The sequence below is a fragment of the Streptomyces mutabilis genome (genome assembly GCF_014649815.1).
In the GTDB taxonomy this organism is placed as follows: domain Bacteria; phylum Actinomycetota; class Actinomycetes; order Streptomycetales; family Streptomycetaceae; genus Streptomyces; species Streptomyces mutabilis.
In genome coordinates, this window is sequence record NZ_BMTT01000002.1 from 397,626 (window position 1) to 415,268 (window position 17,643).

Consider the following 17,643-nt stretch of genomic DNA (forward strand, 5'->3'; position numbering starts at 1 on the left):
CGGAGTACAGGCAGGCGCGACTTAGCGCTTGCTGTACTGCGGAGCCTTGCGGGCCTTCTTCAGACCGGCCTTCTTGCGCTCGACCGCACGGTCGTCGCGCTTGAGGAAGCCGGCCTTCTTGAGCGGGCCGCGGTTGTTGTCGACGTCGGCCTCGTTCAGGGCGCGGGCGACACCGAGACGGAGCGCACCGGCCTGACCGGAGACACCGCCACCGGCGATGCGGGCGATGACGTCGTAACGGTCGTCCAGCTCGAGCACCTTGAAGGGCTCGTTGACTTCCTGCTGGTGCACCTTGTTCGGGAAGTAGTCCTCGAGGGTGCGGCCGTTGATCTTCCACTTGCCGGTGCCCGGGACGATCCGGACACGGGCGATGGCGTTCTTGCGACGGCCCAGGCCGGCGGCCGGCTGGGGCTCGCCGAAGGCGGAGGCCATGGACTCCGAGGTGTACTCGCCCTCGACGGGGACCTCGGACTCGGTGGTGTAGCTGTCGATGTCGATCTCTTCGAGCGGCTGCTCGGCAGTGGTCTCGGCCACGATGCTCCTCAGATTCTCTTCAGTCTTAGGGGGTGGCCGGACTTACTGCGCGACCTGGGTGATCTCGAACGGCTGCGGCTGCTGCGCGCCGTGCGGGTGCTGGTCACCCTTGTAGACCTTCAGCTTCGAGAGCATCTGACGGCCCAGGGAGTTCTTGGGGAGCATGCCCTTGATGGCCTTCTCCACGGCCTTCTCCGGGTTCTTGTCCAGCAGCTCGTCGTAGCGCACCGAGCGCAGACCGCCCGGGTAGCCGGAGTGGCGGTACGCCATCTTCTGGGTCCGCTTGTTGCCGGAGAGGTGCACCTTGTCGGCGTTGATGATGATGACGAAGTCACCAGCGTCGACGTGCGGCGCGTAGATCGGCTTGTGCTTGCCACGCAGCAGGGTGGCGGCGGTCGTGGCGAGACGACCCAGGACGACGTCCTGAGCGTCGATGACGTGCCACTGGCGCGTCACATCGCCGGGCTTGGGGCTGTACGTACGCACGGTTCGTAGCCTTCGCTTCTTCAGTGAATGGTCCTGACAAGGTCACCGAAGACGATCACGACAGCCCTGACCGCACCGCGGTGACGCAAACCGCGTGCTGGTCGCTGGTCATCGGTCCCGGTGGACCGGTGTAAGGGCCCCTCACGTGAGAATGAGCAAGCCAATACACATACGACTGTGCAGCGTACCCGGGGTGGCGCAGCCTGGTCAAAACGGAGCCGCCGCGACCGGAGCGGGCGCCGCCCCGGGCTCGGCGCGCGGGTCGTCACTGCCGCTCGCCTCCGCCCCGCCCCGGGCCTGCCGGGCGACCGTCACCGCCAGCACACACAGCGTGAACGCGTCCTTGAAGGCCCGCCTCTTCTCCGACTCCAGCCAGGGCCAGGTCAGCCCCGGCACCTGGGGCACCAGGGAGATCCAGAACCAGACCTCGCGGGTCGCCGACCCTGCGTACGGCAGTCCGGCGAGCAGTAACGGGAGAACGACCAGGAGGTAGTGGTCGTAGGAGGGCCGGGAGACGAGGAACGCCGCGAGCATCAGGCCGCCGCCGGTCTCCGCGAGCCGCAGCGGCCCGGGGTCCGCGCGGCGCCAGCGGACGTACGCGCACAGCACCCCGGCGACGGCCGCCGCCGCCGCGAGGCCCTGGGCGAGCGCCTCCGGCACCCCGAGCCGGGGCAGCACGGCCACCGGGGACGCCTCGTACAGCCGGACGAAGCCGTCGTCGCCGTGCAGGAGGAAGGGCAGGGTGCGGGTGAAGAAGCCGGCCGGGTCGGGCATCAGCAGCGCCGCCGCCCCGGAGGCGAGCACGGGCAGGGCCACCGCCGCCGCCAGCGCCCGCCACCGCCCGGCGAACAGGAAGAGGAGGACGACGGGCGCGAGCAGCGGCTTGAGCGCCACGGCCGCGCCGACGGCCACCCCCGCCACCGTCCACCTCCCCCGGCTCGCCAGCAGCAGGGACAGGGGCAGGGCCACCGCCGCCGTCACCGTCCAGTTGCCGAGGCGCACCAGGTGCCCGAACGGAGCGAAGCCCGCCGCGAACCCGGTGAGCCCGAGGACCGCGAGCCGGCTGCCGAGCGGCACCCGGTGCAGCCGCAGCGCGCACGCCCAGCCCACCGCCAGCAGGACCGTCACCGCGCACGGCACGAGCCACCGCAGCACCGCCGGGGGCAGCATCGCCTGCGGGGCGGCGGCCAGGACCGCGCTCGGGAGATAGAGGAAGTGCGGATCGTCGTACGGGGAGCCGCCGGCCAGCCAGGTGCGGGCGGCCCGCACGACGATCGCGTTGTCCATCCCCCCGTCCGAGGTCACGCGCGCCGCGTGTCCCGCGCACGCCGCCAGCACCGCCACGAGCACCGCCCACAGGGGCCCGCCCGCCGGTCGCACCAACCAGCCGGAGATGTCGCTTTTGCCCGTCCGCATGGACGGAACGCTAGGCGCTGCGAGGCCCCGGGAGCCGCACCAGCACGCCGCACAGCCCGTCTAAGATGCCGCCCATGAGCTTTGGGCAGGGGGGACCTCAGTCGCAGTGGGATCCCTGGAAACCGCAATCGCAGCAGCCGTCCCAGCAGCCCTGGAACAGTGGCCAGGCCGACAACACTCCTGACTGGGCCGCCCTCGCCGAGGCTTCCGAAGCCCGCGCCAAGCGCCGTCGGCTGCTCTTCATCGGTGGCGGCGCCCTGGCCACCGTGGCGATCGCCACCGCCGTCGCCGTGGCCGTGGTCTCGGCGAACGGCTCCGGGCCGGCGTCGGACGGCCCCTCCTCCCGGCTCCCCGCGACGGCGGACATACCCAGCGCGTCGGCCACCGCCCCCTCGTTCGCGCCGACCAGCGCACCCCCGCCGCTGGACCCGAAGGACTTCGTCTCCAGCGTCAAGAAGGACAAGGCTCCGCTCGGCCCCGACCTGCTCTTCCCCGGCACCCAGCTCACCATGGGCGAGACGGTCTACAAGAAGGGCCCGACGGCGGACACCCGGACCTGCGGCTCCGCCGCCCAGAAGACGCTGCCGAAGGTCCTCACCGACAACGGCTGCACCCGCATGATGCGGGTCACCTACACCCAGGGGGACGTGGCGGTGACGGTCGGCGTGGCCGTCTTCGACACCGAGGCGCAGGCCGCGAAGGCCAAGCAGCAGGCCGACGAGAGGAGCATCATCCGCTCCCTGTCGGGCGGCGGCGTGAAGTCCTTCTGCACCGGCGCCGTCTGCCGCTCCACGACCAACTCCTACGGTCGCTACGCCTACTTCACCGTCGCGGGCTTCACCGACGGCAAGGACGTGACGGAGAAGACCACGGAGGTGTTCAAGGCCGGCGACGACCTGGCCGAGTTCGCCTTCCGTCAGATCCGGCGGCGCGGCGAGGCCCAGGCGTCGGCGGCGGCCGAGGCGGGCTGAGGCACCGACTCGTCAGTCACTTCCCGCGAGCGTGTTCACATGCCTCGTGCCCGCGGCGCGGCGGCGAAGTCGGCGACGGCCTTCGGGAGACGGCCCGGCCGGACTCGGGCACGTCCGCACCGTGCGTTCAGCAGCAACCGCTCCCCGGCAGCGTCCTCTTGTTCCGCGCCTCCCTGTTCCGGGCCGCCAGCAGCTCGTCGGCCGGGTAGCCGACCTCCTCCAGCGTCAGCCCGTGCGGCCGTACGACGTGCACCGCCGAGTCCCGTACGCCGGCGGCCAGCACCTCGGCGGGCCAGTCGGGCGTGCGGTGGCCGTCCCCGACGAACAGCAACGCGCCGATCAGCGAGCGCACCATGTTGTGGCAGAAGGCGTCGGCCCGCACGGTGGCGGTGATGACCCCGTCGTCCCCGCGTACCAGGCTCAGCTCCTGGAGGGTCCGGATGGTGGTGGCGCCCTCACGCTTCTTGCAGTAGGCGGCGAAGTCGTGCTCCCCCACCAGTCCGCGGGCGGCCTCGTTCATGGCGTCCACGTCGAGCGGCCAGTCGTGCCACAGGACGTGGCCGCGCAGCAGCGGGTCGACGCCGCCAGGGTTGTCCGTGACCCGGTAGGCGTAGCGCCGCCAGATCGCGGAGAACCGGGCGTTGAAGCCGCTGGGTGCCTCGCGCAGGGCCCAGACCCGCACGTCCCTGGGCAGCCGCCCGGCGAGCCGCTTGAGCAGCTTCACGTGGTGCTCGGCCCACACCTCCCGCGGCAGGTCGACGTGCGCCACCTGCCCCCGGGCGTGCACACCCGCGTCGGTCCGCCCCGCCACGGTCAGCTCGTACGTCTCCCCGGACCTCGTGACGGTCCGCAGCGCGTCCTCGATCTCCCCCTGCACGGTCCGCCGCCCGCCGGCCTGCTTGGCCCAGCCGGAGAACTCACTCCCGTCATACGAGAGATCCAGCCGCACCCGCACGAACCCGGCCTCTACTTCGTCACTCACCCGGAGATCCTCTCACCAAAGAAAAAACGGGCCCGCCCCTCGAAAGGAACGGACCCGCAACGCCCTGAAGGGGCGCGGGGAACTGCGCGAACAACCACGATGAAAGCCGCGGCCTCAATCGCACAGCCACCCGGCAGACGCTTACGCGTCCTTCGACTCCTCGGCCGCGGCCTCGTCGTCGGCCTTGGCCGTGTCGACCTTGGTCTCCTCGGCAGCCGGAGCGGCCTCGGCGTCCTTGGCGGCACGCTTGGTGGCGGCCTCAGCCTCACCCGTGGCCTGCTGCGCCACGGTCAGCGCCTCGACCAGCTCGATGACGGCCATGGGCGCGTTGTCGCCACGGCGGTTACCGATCTTGGTGATCCGGGTGTAGCCACCGGGACGGTTCTCGTAGCGCGGGCCGATCTCGGTGAAGAGCGTGTGGACGATGCTCTTGTCCGTGATCACCTGGAGCACCTGACGGCGGTTGTGAAGGTCGCCCTTCTTCGCCTTGGTGACCAGACGCTCGGCGTACGGACGCAGCTTGCGCGCCTTCGCCTCGGTGGTCGTGATCTTGCCGTGCTCGAAGAGGCTCTTCGCGAGGTTCGCGAGGAGCAGCTTCTCGTGCGCGGCGCTGCCGCCCAGACGGGCACCCTTGGTGGGCTTCGGCATGATGTTTCTCCTAGGTGTCTGCCCCGGCCGTATCAGGTACCGGGGTCAGTATCCGAGCAGGCGGTCGCCTGTCGGAGATCCGGGGCGGCCCCGAGGGGCGCCCCGGAAGGGCACGGGGCGGTGTCGCACCCCAGTCGGGACCGGAAGGCCCGAGCTCTCAGTACTGCTCGGTCTCCACGAAGCCCGCGTCCGCGTCGTCGTCGGCACCGAAGGCGTCGGCCGCGGCGGTCGGGTCGAACCCGGGAGGCGAGTCCTTCAGCGCAAGCCCCATACCCGCGAGCTTGGCCTTGACCTCGTCGATGGACTTCGCACCGAAGTTGCGGATGTCGAGCAGGTCCGCCTCGGAACGGGCCACGAGCTCGCCCACGGAGTGGATGCCCTCGCGCTTGAGGCAGTTGTACGACCGAACGGTGAGCTCCAGCTCCTCGATCGGCAGCGCCAGGTCGGCGGCCAGGGCGGCGTCCGTGGGGGACGGGCCCATGTCGATGCCCTCGGCGTCGATGTTCAGCTCGCGGGCGAGACCGAACAGCTCGACCAGCGTCTTACCGGCGGAGGCCATGGCGTCGCGCGGACGCATCGCCTGCTTGGTCTCGACGTCGACGATCAGCTTGTCGAAGTCGGTGCGCTGCTCGACACGCGTGGCCTCGACCTTGTACGTGACCTTGAGGACCGGCGAGTAGATCGAGTCGACCGGGATGCGCCCGATCTCCTGACCGACCTGCTTGTTCTGCACGGCGGAGACGTAGCCGCGACCGCGCTCGACGGTCAGCTCCATCTCCAGCTTGCCCTTGCCGTTGAGCGTGGCGAGGACGAGGTCGGGGTTGTGCACCTCGACACCGGCCGGGGGCGCGATGTCGGCGGCGGTGACCAGACCCGGGCCCTGCTTGCGCAGGTACATCACGACGGGCTCGTCGTGCTCCGAGGAGACGACCAGCTGCTTGATGTTGAGGATCAGGTCGGTGACGTCCTCCTTGACGCCCGGCACGGTGGTGAACTCGTGCAGGACACCGTCGATGCGGATGCTGGTGACAGCAGCGCCGGGGATCGACGACAGGAGGGTGCGGCGGAGGGAGTTGCCGAGGGTGTAGCCGAAGCCCGGCTCCAGCGGCTCGATGACGAACCGGGAGCGGAACTCGTCGACGACCTCTTCGGTCAACGAGGGACGCTGAGCGATCAGCATGTGGTGATCCTTCAGTCAGGGGCGCCCGCTATTTGACGCCCGACTAGTACTGCAAGGGTACGGGCGATACGACCCGAAAGAGCCGTACCGCCCGGAAACCCTGGTGAAGCGAGATCAGACGCGACGACGCTTCGGCGGACGGCAGCCGTTGTGCGGGGTGGGCGTGACGTCCTGGATGGAGCCGACCTCGAGGCCGGTCGCCTGCAGGGAGCGGATGGCGGTCTCGCGACCGGAACCCGGGCCCTTGACGAACACGTCGACCTTGCGCATGCCGTGCTCCTGGGCGCGGCGGGCAGCCGACTCGGCGGCCATCTGCGCGGCGAACGGCGTGGACTTCCGGGAGCCCTTGAAGCCGACGTGGCCGGCGGAGGCCCAGGAGATCACATTGCCGGTCGGGTCCGTGATGGACACGATCGTGTTGTTGAACGTGCTCTTGATGTGCGCGTGGCCGTGAGCGACGTTCTTCTTTTCCTTGCGGCGCACCTTCTTGGCAGCGCCCTGACGACCCTTGGGGGGCATCTATAACTCCTACGGGAGGTGGTCGGTCCTACAGCGAAGACCGCTGGACGGCGAGTCCGCTGCGGACTACTTCTTGCCCGGCTTCTTCTTGCCGGCGATGGCGCGACGCGGGCCCTTGCGGGTACGGGCGTTCGTGCTGGTGCGCTGACCGCGGACGGGCAGACCGCGACGGTGACGGAGACCCTGGTAGGTACCGATCTCGACCTTGCGGCGGATGTCGGCCTGGATCTCGCGACGGAGGTCACCCTCGGTCTTGATGTTGTTGTCGACGTACTCGCGGATCGCGACGAGCTGCTCCTCGGAGAGGTCGCGAACACGGGTGTTCGGGTCCACGCCGGTGGCAGCGAGCGTCTGCTGCGACAGGGTCCGGCCGATGCCGAACACGTAGGTGAGGGCGATCTCCACGCGCTTTTCGCGCGGGATGTCAACACCGGAAACGCGTGCCATTCAATGGCTCCAGTTGATTGTCGGAGGTCTTCCACAGAACCGGATCCCGGCCGCCGTATGAGGTACGGATCGGGTCCCCGGCCTCCGAACCGGGGGTGTCGGGCACCTGGGCGCCCGGGTCCTGCGTATGAACATATTCAGCTCGCGTCGCGCGAAGTCCTGCGAATCGCGGAGGGAACGGTCAGGCGTCAGCCCTGGCGCTGCTTGTGGCGCGGGTTGTCGCAGATGACCATGACCCGGCCGTGACGGCGGATCACCCTGCACTTGTCGCAGATCTTCTTGACGCTCGGCTTGACCTTCATGGGATGTGAGGTTCTCCGGGTCAGTTGCCGGCGGTCCCACGCACAGGGTGCGCGGGGCGTGGGCAAGATCTACTTGTACCGGTAGACGATCCGGCCACGGGTCAGGTCGTACGGAGACAGCTCCACCACGACCCGGTCGTCAGGGAGGATGCGAATGTAGTGCATGCGCATCTTGCCGCTGATGTGTGCCAGGACCTGGTGGCCGTTCTGGAGCTCCACCTTGAACATGGCGTTCGGAAGAGACTCGACGACAGTGCCTTCGATCTCGATGGCACCTTGCTTCTTGGCCACGCTTCGCCCTTCGAATCGACTACCTTGATCGACTCCCGTGCGATGTAGCGGTCGCATGCGGACATGCGGGTGCACCAGAGCCGACGAGTCAGTCTACGTCAGCGAACCCGGAAAGGCGAAACGGGGAAGTCTGCCCCGGGTACCTGATCGTTATGCGAGGGGGTCGGGAGCGGCAGTGATCCCCAGCTCCGCCAGCTTCGCCCTGCCGCCGTCGACCGCCGTCAGGACCAGCGGGCCCTGCTCCGTCAGGGCCACCGAGTGCTCCCAGTGGGAGGACCAGGTGCCGTCCGTCGTGATGACCGTCCAGTCGTCCTCGAGGACCTCCGTGCGCGGGGTGCCGAGGGAGACCATGGGCTCGATGGCCAGGCAGAAGCCGGGGACCAGCTTGGGGCCCTTGCCGCGCTTGCGGTCGACGTAGTTCAGCAGGTGCGGGTCCATGTGCATCTCGGTGCCGATGCCGTGGCCGCCGTAGTCCTCGATGATCCCGTACTTGCCGCCGCCGGGCTTCGGCTGGCGGCGGATGTACGTCTCGATGGCCCGGGAGACGTCCACGAGCCGGTTGCCCTGCTTCATGGCCGCGATGCCCGCCCACATCGACTCCTCGGTCACCCGGGAGAGCTCGACCAGCTCCGGGGAGTGACCGGAGCCCACGAAGGCCGTGTAGGCGGCGTCGCCGTGCCAGCCGTCGATGATCGCGCCGCAGTCGATGGAGATGACGTCGCCGTCCTTGAGGACCACGTCGTCGGAGGGGATGCCGTGGACGACGACCTCGTTCACGGATGTGCAGATGGTCGCGGGGAAACCGCCGTAACCGAGAAAGTTCGGCTTGGCGTTGTGCTCGGCGAGCACCTTGCGGGCGACCTGGTCCAGGTCCTTGGTCGTGGCGCCGGGCACGGCGGCTTCGCGGGTGGCCGCGTGGATGGCGGCGACGACCAGCCCCGCCTCACGCATCTTGGCGATCTGCTCGGGGCTCTTGATCTGCACCATGGGGACTGCGGCCTTTCTGGACCGGAGGGGACGGAAACGCTTCCAACGATACGGGCGGTGACCTCCGCACCCACAACTCAGCCGCGGCCCCCGAGCCAGGGACCGCGGCTGCAGCCGGGACGAAGATCTACTGGTCGCGCTTGAGCGCCTCCAGCGCGCGGCCCGTGACCTCGTTCACCGGTCCCGTCGCCGCGATGGTGACCACCAGGCCCTGGGCCTTGTAGTAGTCGATGATCGGCTCGGTCTGCGTGTGGTAGACCTCGAGCCGCTTGCGGACCGTCTCCTCGGAGTCGTCGTCCCTCTGGTACAGCTCGCCGCCGCAGACGTCGCAGACGCCTTCCTGCTTCGGCGGCGTGTACGTCACGTGGAAGACGTGGGACGAGTCGTTGCGGCAGACGCGCCGGCCGGCGATCCGCTTGACGACCTCGTCCTCGGGAGCCTCCAGGTCGAGCACCGCGTCCAGCTTCATGTTCTCGGTCTCGATCAGCTCGTCCAGCGCCTCGGCCTGGGAGACGTTGCGCGGGAAGCCGTCCAGCAGGAAGCCGCCCTCGGCGTCGGGCTGCTCCATGCGGTCCTTCGCCATGGCGATGGTGACCTCGTCCGGCACGAGGTTGCCGGCGTCCATGTAGGACTTGGCGAGCTTGCCCAGCTCGGTCTGCTGGCTGATGTTCGCGCGGAACAGGTCGCCCGTGGAGATGTGCGGGATGTGCAGCGTCTCGGCAAGGCGGGTGGCCTGCGTACCCTTCCCAGCACCCGGCGGCCCGACGAGGACGATTCGCATCAGCGGAGGAACCCTTCGTAATTGCGCTGCTGGAGCTGGCTCTCGATCTGCTTCACCGTCTCGAGACCGACACCCACGATGATCAGGATGCTGGTCCCGCCGAACGGGAAGTTCTGGTTTGCCCCGAAACCGGCCAACGCCATTGTCGGTACGAGAGAGATCAGGCCCAGATACAGCGAACCCGGCCAGGTGATCCGGTTGAGTACGTAGCTCAGATACTCAGCGGTCGGTCGGCCAGCCCGGATGCCCGGGATGAACCCACCATACTTCTTCATGTTGTCCGCGACTTCCTCGGGGTTGAACGAGATCGCCACGTAGAAGAAGGCGAAGAACACGATCAGGAGGAAGTACAGAACGATGTGCGGCGCGGCCTCGGGGTCGGCCAGGTTCTTCTGGATCCACACGGCCCAGCCCGCCTGCGAGCCGGAGAACTGGACGATCAGCGCCGGGATGTAGAGCAGCGAAGAGGCGAAGATGACGGGGATGATGCCCGCCTGGTTCACCTTGAGCGGGATGTACGTCGAGGTACCGCCGTAGGAGCGGCGGCCGATCATGCGCTTCGCGTACTGCACCGGGATGCGGCGCTGGGCCTGCTCGACGAAGACCACCAGGCCCACCATGACGAAGCCCACCAGCATGACGATGCCGAACTCGATCCAGCCACCCGCCAGGTCGCCCTCCTGCTTGATGGCCCACAGGGCGGAGGGGAAGGTCGCGGCGATCGAGATGAACATCAGGATCGACATGCCGTTGCCGATGCCGCGGTCGGTGATCAGCTCGCCGAGCCACATGACGACGGCCGTACCGGCGGTCATGGTGATGACCATGACGATGGTGGTGAAGATGGCCTGGTCGGGAACGATCTGACCGGCGACGGTGCAGCCGGAGAACAGGGCGCCGCTGCGGGCGGTGGCGACGAGGCCGGTGCCCTGGAGGATCGCGAGGGCGATGGTCAGGTAGCGGGTGTACTGCGTGATCTTCGCCGTGCCGGCCTGGCCCTCCTTCTTCAGGGCCTCCAGGCGCGGGATCACCACGGTCAGCAGCTGCAGAATGATGCTCGCCGTGATGTACGGCATGATGCCGAGCGCGAAGACCGTGATCTGCAGCAGGGCGCCACCGCTGAACATGTTGACCAGGCCGAAGAGGCCCTGGTTGCCGGACGCCTGGTCCACGCACTCCTGGACGTTCTTGTAGTCGACGCCTGGAATGGGGATGTGGGTACCGAGCCGGTAGACCACGATGATGCCGAGCGTGAAGAGCAGCTTCTTGCGCAGGTCGGGCGTCTTGAACGCCCGGGCGAACGCGGTGAGCACGGTGCCTCCTGCGACCCCCGCGCTACTGCGTCAAGGGTGACGGTCTTGAGGTTCGACTGACGACAAAGTAAGTAACGGTCAACTGCCGCCCAGGGTGCCCCATGTGACGCACCCGTGAAAGAGGGCAGCGCAGGCCACCTTACCGGCGGGAGCACTTCCCTTGGAACGACCAACCGGGGATACCCCTTTTGTGGGGCATCCCCGGTTGGGATCGCTCATGTCATCGACACGCCTGAGTAGTTCAGACGAGCTCGGTGACGGTGCCGCCGGCGGCGGTGATCTTCTCCTTGGCGGAGCCGGAGACGGCGTCGACCGTCACCTGCAGTGCCACGGAGATCTCGCCCTGGCCGAGGACCTTGACGAGGCTGTTCTTGCGAACGGCACCCTTGGCCACCAGACCCTCGACGGTGACCTCGCCACCCTCGGGGTACAGCGCGGCCAGCTTGTCGAGGTTCACGACCTGGAACTCGGTCTTGAACGGGTTCTTGAAGCCCTTCAGCTTCGGAAGACGCATGTGGAGGGGCATCTGGCCACCCTCGAAGCGCTCCGGAACCTGGTAACGGGCCTTCGTACCCTTCGTACCACGACCGGCCGTCTTACCCTTCGACGCCTCACCACGACCGACACGGGTCTTGGCGGTCTTGGCGCCCGGGGCGGGACGGAGGTTGTGGATCTTGAGCGGGTTCTGCTCACCCATGATCAGTCGACCTCCTCGACCGTCACGAGGTGGCGGACGGTGTGCACCATGCCGCGGAACTCGGGGCGGTCCTCCTTGACGACCTGCGTGTTGATCCCCTTGAGACCAAGGGAACGCAGGGTGTCACGGTGGTTCTGCTTGCTGCCGATGTAGGACTTGACCTGCGTGATCTTGAGCTGCGCCATGATTACGCACCCGCCCCGGCACGCGCACGGAGAAGAGCCGCGGGGGCGACGTCCTCGAGCGGCAGACCACGGCGGGCCGCGATCTCCTCGGGACGCTGCAGGCCCTTGAGGGCCTCCACGGTCGCGTGCACGATGTTGATCTGGTTGTCGGAGCCGAGCGACTTCGACAGCACGTCGTGGATACCGGCGCACTCGAGCACGGCGCGCACCGGACCACCGGCGATAACACCGGTACCGGGGGACGCGGGCTTGAGCAGCACGACGCCGGCAGCCTTCTCACCCTGGATGGGGTGCGGGATGGTGCCCTGGATGCGGGGGACCTTGAAGAAGTGCTTCTTGGCCTCCTCAACGCCCTTGGCGATGGCGGCCGGCACCTCCTTGGCCTTGCCGTATCCGACACCCACGGTGCCGTCACCGTCGCCCACCACGACCAGCGCGGTGAAGCTGAAGCGACGACCACCCTTCACAACCTTGGCGACACGGTTGATCGCGACGACGCGCTCAACGTAAGCGGTCTTCTCGGCGGCAGCTGCGCCGCCGTCACGGCCCTTCCGGTCCCGCCGCTCGCCGCCACCGGCACCGCCACCGCGGCGCTGGGGTCCAGCCATTGGAATTACCTCTCTCTGTTTCCGCTAGCGATACGGAACCGGCTCAGAACTTCAGTCCGGCTTCGCGGGCGGCGTCCGCCAGGGCGGCGATGCGCCCGGCGTACTGGTTACCACCACGGTCGAACACGACGGCCTCGACACCGGCGGCCTTGGCGCGCTCGGCGACCAGGGCACCGACCTGCTTGGCCTGCGCGGACTTGTCCGCCTCGCCACCGCGGATCGAGGAGTCCAGGGTGGACGCCGACGCGAGGGTGTGACCCTTCAGGTCGTCGATCACCTGGGCCACGATGTGGCGGTTCGAGCGAGTAACGACCAGACGCGGACGCTCCGCCGTACCCGAGAGATTCTTGCGAATCCGGATGTGACGGCGCTTGATCGCGGCGCGCTTGTAGGCGTCGCCCTTGAGGATCTTCTGCCCGTATGCCATGGCTTACTTACCCGCCTTTCCGACCTTGCGGCGGATGACTTCGCCCTCGTACTTGACGCCCTTGGCCTTGTACGGGTCGGGCTTGCGCAGCTTGCGGATGTTGGCCGCAACCTCGCCGACCTTCTGCTTGTCGATGCCCTCGACCGAGAAGCGGGTCGGGGACTCCACCTTGAAGGTGATGCCCTCGGGGGCCTCGACGGTGATCGGGTGGCTGTACCCGAGGGAGAACTCCAGGTTCGAACCCTTGGCGACAACGCGGTAACCGACACCGCTGATCTCGAGCTTCTTCACGTAACCCTGGGTCACGCCGGTGATCATGTTCGCCACCAGCGTGCGGGACAGGCCGTGCAGGGCCTTGCTCTGACGCTCTTCGTTGGGGCGGGTGACGTTCAGAACGCCGTCCTCACCCTTGGCGATGTCGATCGGTGCCACGACGGTGTGGGTCAGCGTGCCCTTGGGGCCCTTGACCGAAACCGTACGGCCGTCGATGGTGACGTCCACGCCGGCGGGAACCGCGATGGGGAGCTTGCCGATGCGCGACATAGCTGTTTCCTCCGTTCCCTTCCGCTACCAGACGTAGGCGAGGACTTCCCCACCCACGCCCTTCTTGCCGGCCTGCTTGTCGGTGAGGAGCCCGTGCGACGTGGAGATGATCGCCACGCCGAGGCCGCCCAGCACCTTGGGCAGGTTGGTGGACTTCGCGTACACCCGGAGACCGGGCTTGGAGATCCGCTTGATGCCCGCGATGGAGCGCTCACGGTTCGGGCCGAACTTCAGCTCGAGGACGAGGTTCTTGCCGACCTCGGCGTCCTCGACCTTCCAGCCCGTGATGAAGCCCTCCTGCTGGAGGATCTCCGCGATGTGAGACTTGATCTTGGACGCCGGCATCGTCACGGAGTCGTGGTACGCCGAGTTCGCGTTCCGCAGACGCGTAAGCATGTCTGCGATCGGATCAGTCATGGTCATGAATTGGCCTTCGGCCTCTCTCGCCGGGGTTTCCTGGTGCGCCATCCCTCTCCCCGATCCGAGACGGGACGGGTGCGGCGCGGTGGACCTACGGCGTAGTAAGTCGTACGGGCGGCAGACGCCCAACCCCACAAGCCTAAGGCATGCGAGGACGGGCCCCTGCCGACCCAGATGCTTACCGAGAGTCTGAATAACCCGGGATTACCGGATTACCAGGAACTCTTGGTCACGCCCGGCAGCTCGCCACGGTGAGCCATCTCACGAAGGCACACGCGGCACAGGCCGAACTTGCGGTAGACGGAGTGCGGGCGGCCGCAGCGCTGGCAGCGGGTGTAGCCACGCACACCGAACTTGGGCTTGCGAGCAGCCTTAGCGATCAGAGCCTTCTTCGCCATCTCGCTCACGCCTCCTTGAACGGGAAGCCGAGGTGACGAAGGAGCGCGCGGCCCTCAGCGTCGTTGGTCGCCGTGGTGACCACGGTGATGTCCATACCCCGGACGCGGTCGATCTTGTCCTGGTCGATCTCGTGGAACATGACCTGCTCCGTGAGACCGAAGGTGTAGTTGCCACGGCCGTCGAACTGCTTGGGGGACAGGCCGCGGAAGTCGCGGATGCGCGGCAGCGCGAGCGACAGGGTGCGGTCCAGGAACTCCCACATGCGGTCGCCACGGAGCGTGACGTGGGCACCGATCGGCTGACCCTCACGCAGCTTGAACTGCGCGATGGACTTGCGGGCCTTGGTGACGGCCGGCTTCTGACCGGTGATCGTGGTGAGGTCGCGGATGGCGCCCTCGATCAGCTTGGAGTCGCGGGCGGCGTCGCCCACACCCATGTTGACCACGATCTTGACGAGGCCCGGAACCTGCATGACGTTCTCGTACGAGAACTCCTCACGCAGCTTACCGGCGATCTCCTCGCGGTACTTCGTCTTCAGACGCGGAGTGGTGGTGGTAGCCATCAGATGTCCTCACCCGTCCGCTTGGCAACGCGGATCTTGTTGCCCTCGTCGTCGAAGCGGTAACCGACGCGCGTGACGACCTTGTTGCCGTCCTTCTCCACGACCAGCTGGACGTTGGAGACGTGGATCGGGGCCTCGGTGGTCACGATGCCGCCGGCCTGCGAACCGCGAGCGGTCGGCCCGGCCTTGGTGTGCTTCTTGACCCGGTTGACACCCTCGACCAGGACGCGGTCCTCGCGGGGGAAGGCCGCGATGACCTTGCCCTGCTTGCCCTTGTCCTTACCGGTGATGACCTGGACCAGGTCGCCCTTCTTGATCTTCATGCTCACAGCACCTCCGGCGCGAGGGAGATGATCTTCATGAACTTCTTCTCGCGCAGCTCACGGCCGACGGGGCCGAAGATACGGGTGCCGCGGGGGTCGCCGTCGTTCTTCAGAATGACGGCGGCGTTCTCGTCGAAGCGGATGTACGAGCCATCCGGACGGCGACGCTCCTTGACGGTGCGAACGATGACCGCCTTGATGACGTCACCCTTCTTCACGTTGCCACCGGGGATCGCGTCCTTGACGGTGGCGACGATGACGTCACCGATGCCCGCGTAGCGGCGACCGGAGCCACCGAGCACACGGATGCAAAGGATTTCCTTCGCACCAGTGTTGTCGGCGACGCGCAGTCGCGACTCCTGCTGGATCACGTCTATCTCCTGTTTGTCTGCCGGTTCCCGACAGGGGCCTCAGTACGAGGACCCCTGCCGAGCCTGGCGGAACTGACCTGCGTGGGTTTGCCCCGCAGGCGTTACTTTTGGTATTCGCTTGCGCGAATTACCTACTTGGCCTTCTCGAGGATCTCGACGACGCGCCAGCGCTTCGTCGCGGACAGCGGCCGGGTCTCCATGAGGAGGACGCGGTCGCCGACACCGGCGGCGTTCTGCTCGTCGTGGGCCTTGAGCTTCTCGGTACGGCGGATGACCTTGCCGTACAGCGCGTGCTTGACGCGGTCCTCGACGGCGACGACGACGGTCTTGTCCATCTTGTCGCTGACGACCAGACCCTCACGGGTCTTGCGGAAGCCGCGGGCGGCCTTCGTCTCTTCAGTCACGTTGCTCTCGCTCATCAGGCGCTCTCCACCGTCTCGATGCCCAGCTCGCGCTCACGCATCAGGGTGTAGATCCGCGCGATGTCCTTACGGACGGCCTTCAGCCGGCCGTGGTTCTCGAGCTGACCCGTGGCCGCCTGGAAGCGGAGGTTGAACAGCTCTTCCTTGGCCTCGCGGAGCTTCGCGAGAAGCTCCTCGTTGCCCAGCTCGCGCAGCTCGGACGCCTTGGTACCGGCCGACATCACGCTTCACCTGCCTCGCGCTTGACGATCCGGCACTTCATCGGCAGCTTGTGGGCCGCACGAGTCAGCGCCTCACGGGCGATCTTCTCGTTGGGGTAGGACAGCTCGAACATGACCCGACCCGGGTGCACGTTCGCGATCCACCACTCCGGAGAACCCTTACCGGAACCCATGCGGGTCTCGGCAGGCTTCTTCGTGAGCGGGCGGTCCGGGTAGATGTTGATCCAGACCTTGCCGCCACGCTTGATGTGGCGGGTCATCGCGATACGGGCCGCCTCGATCTGGCGGTTGGTCACGTACGCCGGCGTGAGGGCCTGGATGCCGTACTCGCCGAACGCAACCTGTGTACCGCCCTTGGCCAGACCACGGCGCTTCGGGTGGTGCTGCTTGCGGTGCTTGACCCTACGGGGGATCAGCATGACGGTCAGGCCTCCGTTCCGGTGCTCTCAGCCGGAGCGGCAGCGGCGGGCGCCTCGGCCTTGGGGGCCTCGGCGGCCGGAGCCGACTGCTGCTGCGGCTTGCGCCCGCGACGCTCGCCACCGCGGCCACCACGGGCCGGGCGGTCGTTGCCACCACGGGCCGGGCGGTTGCCCGCACGGGCGGCGGCGTTCTCGGCGCGGACCTCGGCGATGTTCTTGACGTCGCCCTTGTAGATCCAGACCTTCACACCGATGCGGCCGAAGGTCGTCTTGGCCTCGAAGAAGCCGTAGTCCACGTTCGCGCGGAGCGTGTGCAGGGGCACACGGCCCTCGCGGTAGAACTCCGAGCGGGACATCTCGGCGCCGCCGAGGCGGCCACCGCACTGGATCTTGATGCCCTTGGCGCCGGCCTTCATCGCCGACTGCATGCTCTTGCGCATGGCACGGCGGAAGGAGACGCGGGAGGAGAGCTGCTCGGCGACGGCCTGGGCAACCAGCTGAGCGTCGGTCTCGGGGTTCTTGACCTCGAGGATGTTCAGCTGGACCTGCTTGCCGGTGAGCTTCTCGAGGTCACCGCGGATGCGGTCGGCCTCGGCGCCGCGGCGGCCGATGACGATGCCCGGACGAGCGGTGTGGATGTCCACACGCACGCGGTCACGGGTGCGCTCGATCTCGACCTTGGAGATGCCGGCGCGCTCCATGCCGGACGTCATCATCCGACGGATGGCGACGTCTTCCTTGACGTAGTCCTTGTACAGCTTGTCGGCGTACCAACGCGACTTGAAGTCGGTCGTGACACCGAGCCGGAACCCGTGCGGGTTTACCTTCTGGCCCATTACCGGGTTCCTTCCTTGCTGCTGACGACCACGGTGATGTGGCTGGTCCGCTTGCGGATCCGGTAGGCGCGGCCCTGGGCGCGCGGACGGAACCGCTTCAGGGTCGGGCCCTCGTCGACGTAGGCCTCGGAGATGTAGAGGCTGTCGGCGTCGGTGTGGTCGTAGTTGTGCGCGGCGTTGGCAATGGCGCTGTCCAGCACCTTGCCCACCGGCACGCTCGCGGCCTGCGGGGCGAAACGCAGGACCGCCTGAGCCTCCGTGGCATCCATGCCACGGATGAGGTCCACCACGCGGCGGGCCTTCATGGGCGTGACGCGGATGTACCGCGCCTGGGCCCTGGCTTCCATGGTTGT

The 17,643-nt window shown here is 67.7% G+C and carries 29 protein-coding genes; 1 reads left to right on the forward strand and 28 read right to left on the reverse strand.

Features of this window, described 5'->3' with window-relative positions; translation table 11 throughout:
* Window positions 1-21: 21 nt before the first annotated feature.
* From rpsI to IE142_RS05960, 3 genes are all read right to left on the reverse strand, one after another.
* On the reverse strand, window positions 22-534 hold the full coding sequence (gene rpsI, locus IE142_RS05950; RefSeq protein WP_043380984.1) for a 30S ribosomal protein S9: 513 nt from the start codon (window positions 532-534) through the stop codon (window positions 22-24).
* Window positions 535-576: 42 nt separating this feature from the next.
* Window positions 577-1,020 (reverse strand): 50S ribosomal protein L13, encoded by a 444-nt coding sequence (rplM, locus tag IE142_RS05955; RefSeq protein WP_043380986.1) that lies wholly within the window; start codon window positions 1,018-1,020, stop codon window positions 577-579.
* Window positions 1,021-1,227: 207 nt separating this feature from the next.
* Complete coding sequence (locus IE142_RS05960) at window positions 1,228-2,436, reverse strand: glycosyltransferase 87 family protein (RefSeq protein ID WP_191884727.1); 1,209 nt, start codon at window positions 2,434-2,436, stop codon at window positions 1,228-1,230.
* A gap of 74 nt (window positions 2,437-2,510) precedes the next feature.
* On the opposite strand from IE142_RS05960, the gene IE142_RS05965 reads away from it, so the two are divergent.
* The gene (locus IE142_RS05965; RefSeq protein WP_191884728.1) at window positions 2,511-3,407 is read left to right on the forward strand and encodes a hypothetical protein; all 897 of its coding nucleotides are present in this window, start codon (window positions 2,511-2,513) and stop codon (window positions 3,405-3,407) included.
* A 127-nt stretch (window positions 3,408-3,534) separates the two neighbouring features.
* On the opposite strand, the gene truA is transcribed toward IE142_RS05965, so the two are convergent.
* The 25 genes from truA to rplV form a co-directional block, all read right to left on the reverse strand.
* Window positions 3,535-4,389, reverse strand: a complete 855-nt coding sequence (gene truA / locus IE142_RS05970) for a tRNA pseudouridine(38-40) synthase TruA (protein ID WP_191884729.1) — start codon at window positions 4,387-4,389, stop codon at window positions 3,535-3,537.
* 141 nt (window positions 4,390-4,530) lie between these two features.
* Window positions 4,531-5,037 (reverse strand): 50S ribosomal protein L17, encoded by a 507-nt coding sequence (gene rplQ, locus IE142_RS05975; RefSeq protein ID WP_191884730.1) that lies wholly within the window; start codon window positions 5,035-5,037, stop codon window positions 4,531-4,533.
* Window positions 5,038-5,194: 157 nt separating this feature from the next.
* Window positions 5,195-6,217 carry a DNA-directed RNA polymerase subunit alpha gene (locus IE142_RS05980; RefSeq protein ID WP_003966937.1) on the reverse strand — a complete coding sequence of 341 codons (1,023 nt, stop codon included), beginning with the start codon at window positions 6,215-6,217 and terminating at the stop codon, window positions 5,195-5,197.
* 114 nt (window positions 6,218-6,331) lie between these two features.
* Window positions 6,332-6,736, reverse strand: coding sequence for a 30S ribosomal protein S11 (gene rpsK, locus IE142_RS05985; protein WP_003948617.1), 405 nt, complete (start codon window positions 6,734-6,736; stop codon window positions 6,332-6,334).
* Window positions 6,737-6,802: 66 nt separating this feature from the next.
* Window positions 6,803-7,183, reverse strand: a complete 381-nt coding sequence (gene rpsM / locus IE142_RS05990; protein ID WP_004984507.1) for a 30S ribosomal protein S13 — start codon at window positions 7,181-7,183, stop codon at window positions 6,803-6,805.
* Window positions 7,184-7,371: 188 nt separating this feature from the next.
* Window positions 7,372-7,485: a 50S ribosomal protein L36 gene (gene rpmJ / locus IE142_RS05995; RefSeq protein WP_003974245.1), complete on the reverse strand. Its 114-nt coding sequence runs from the start codon at window positions 7,483-7,485 to the stop codon at window positions 7,372-7,374.
* A 69-nt stretch (window positions 7,486-7,554) separates the two neighbouring features.
* Complete coding sequence (gene infA / locus IE142_RS06000; protein ID WP_003948620.1) at window positions 7,555-7,776, reverse strand: translation initiation factor IF-1; 222 nt, start codon at window positions 7,774-7,776, stop codon at window positions 7,555-7,557.
* Window positions 7,777-7,926: 150 nt separating this feature from the next.
* Complete coding sequence (gene map, locus IE142_RS06005; protein ID WP_191884731.1) at window positions 7,927-8,763, reverse strand: type I methionyl aminopeptidase; 837 nt, start codon at window positions 8,761-8,763, stop codon at window positions 7,927-7,929.
* 127 nt (window positions 8,764-8,890) lie between these two features.
* Entirely contained in the window at window positions 8,891-9,544 is a 654-nt protein-coding gene (locus tag IE142_RS06010) for an adenylate kinase (protein ID WP_043381007.1), read from the reverse strand.
* On the reverse strand, window positions 9,544-10,857 hold the full coding sequence (secY, locus tag IE142_RS06015; protein WP_043381009.1) for a preprotein translocase subunit SecY: 1,314 nt from the start codon (window positions 10,855-10,857) through the stop codon (window positions 9,544-9,546). Before secY ends, IE142_RS06010 begins: the two co-directional genes overlap by 1 nt.
* Before the next feature lie 241 nt (window positions 10,858-11,098).
* Entirely contained in the window at window positions 11,099-11,554 is a 456-nt protein-coding gene (gene rplO, locus IE142_RS06020; protein ID WP_043381011.1) for a 50S ribosomal protein L15, read from the reverse strand.
* 2 nt (window positions 11,555-11,556) lie between these two features.
* On the reverse strand, window positions 11,557-11,739 hold the full coding sequence (rpmD, locus tag IE142_RS06025; RefSeq protein ID WP_003974250.1) for a 50S ribosomal protein L30: 183 nt from the start codon (window positions 11,737-11,739) through the stop codon (window positions 11,557-11,559).
* Between the two features lie 2 nt (window positions 11,740-11,741).
* Window positions 11,742-12,347, reverse strand: coding sequence for a 30S ribosomal protein S5 (gene rpsE / locus IE142_RS06030; protein WP_004927232.1), 606 nt, complete (start codon window positions 12,345-12,347; stop codon window positions 11,742-11,744).
* A 43-nt stretch (window positions 12,348-12,390) separates the two neighbouring features.
* A complete protein-coding gene (gene rplR / locus IE142_RS06035; protein WP_043381015.1) occupies window positions 12,391-12,774 on the reverse strand; it encodes a 50S ribosomal protein L18 in 384 nt (127 codons plus the stop codon).
* Window positions 12,775-12,777: 3 nt separating this feature from the next.
* Complete coding sequence (gene rplF / locus IE142_RS06040) at window positions 12,778-13,317, reverse strand: 50S ribosomal protein L6 (RefSeq protein WP_043381017.1); 540 nt, start codon at window positions 13,315-13,317, stop codon at window positions 12,778-12,780.
* 24 nt (window positions 13,318-13,341) lie between these two features.
* The gene (rpsH, locus tag IE142_RS06045) at window positions 13,342-13,740 is read right to left on the reverse strand and encodes a 30S ribosomal protein S8 (RefSeq protein WP_007384075.1); all 399 of its coding nucleotides are present in this window, start codon (window positions 13,738-13,740) and stop codon (window positions 13,342-13,344) included.
* A 209-nt stretch (window positions 13,741-13,949) separates the two neighbouring features.
* Window positions 13,950-14,135, reverse strand: coding sequence for a type Z 30S ribosomal protein S14 (locus IE142_RS06050; protein WP_003948630.1), 186 nt, complete (start codon window positions 14,133-14,135; stop codon window positions 13,950-13,952).
* 5 nt (window positions 14,136-14,140) lie between these two features.
* Window positions 14,141-14,698 (reverse strand): 50S ribosomal protein L5, encoded by a 558-nt coding sequence (rplE, locus tag IE142_RS06055; protein ID WP_019329632.1) that lies wholly within the window; start codon window positions 14,696-14,698, stop codon window positions 14,141-14,143.
* The gene (gene rplX, locus IE142_RS06060; RefSeq protein WP_003992365.1) at window positions 14,698-15,021 is read right to left on the reverse strand and encodes a 50S ribosomal protein L24; all 324 of its coding nucleotides are present in this window, start codon (window positions 15,019-15,021) and stop codon (window positions 14,698-14,700) included. The genes rplE and rplX overlap by 1 nt, the downstream gene beginning before the upstream one ends.
* Window positions 15,022-15,023: 2 nt before the next feature.
* Window positions 15,024-15,392 (reverse strand): 50S ribosomal protein L14, encoded by a 369-nt coding sequence (gene rplN / locus IE142_RS06065; protein WP_003992364.1) that lies wholly within the window; start codon window positions 15,390-15,392, stop codon window positions 15,024-15,026.
* A gap of 131 nt (window positions 15,393-15,523) precedes the next feature.
* Complete coding sequence (rpsQ, locus tag IE142_RS06070; protein WP_019329634.1) at window positions 15,524-15,811, reverse strand: 30S ribosomal protein S17; 288 nt, start codon at window positions 15,809-15,811, stop codon at window positions 15,524-15,526.
* Window positions 15,811-16,035, reverse strand: a complete 225-nt coding sequence (gene rpmC / locus IE142_RS06075) for a 50S ribosomal protein L29 (protein ID WP_003974259.1) — start codon at window positions 16,033-16,035, stop codon at window positions 15,811-15,813. The genes rpsQ and rpmC overlap by 1 nt, the downstream gene beginning before the upstream one ends.
* Window positions 16,035-16,454, reverse strand: coding sequence for a 50S ribosomal protein L16 (gene rplP, locus IE142_RS06080; RefSeq protein WP_019329635.1), 420 nt, complete (start codon window positions 16,452-16,454; stop codon window positions 16,035-16,037). Before rplP ends, rpmC begins: the two co-directional genes overlap by 1 nt.
* Before the next feature lie 5 nt (window positions 16,455-16,459).
* Window positions 16,460-17,290: a 30S ribosomal protein S3 gene (rpsC, locus tag IE142_RS06085; protein ID WP_019329636.1), complete on the reverse strand. Its 831-nt coding sequence runs from the start codon at window positions 17,288-17,290 to the stop codon at window positions 16,460-16,462.
* Window positions 17,290-17,637 (reverse strand): 50S ribosomal protein L22, encoded by a 348-nt coding sequence (rplV, locus tag IE142_RS06090; protein ID WP_019329637.1) that lies wholly within the window; start codon window positions 17,635-17,637, stop codon window positions 17,290-17,292. The genes rpsC and rplV overlap by 1 nt, the downstream gene beginning before the upstream one ends.
* Window positions 17,638-17,643: the final 6 nt, after the last annotated feature.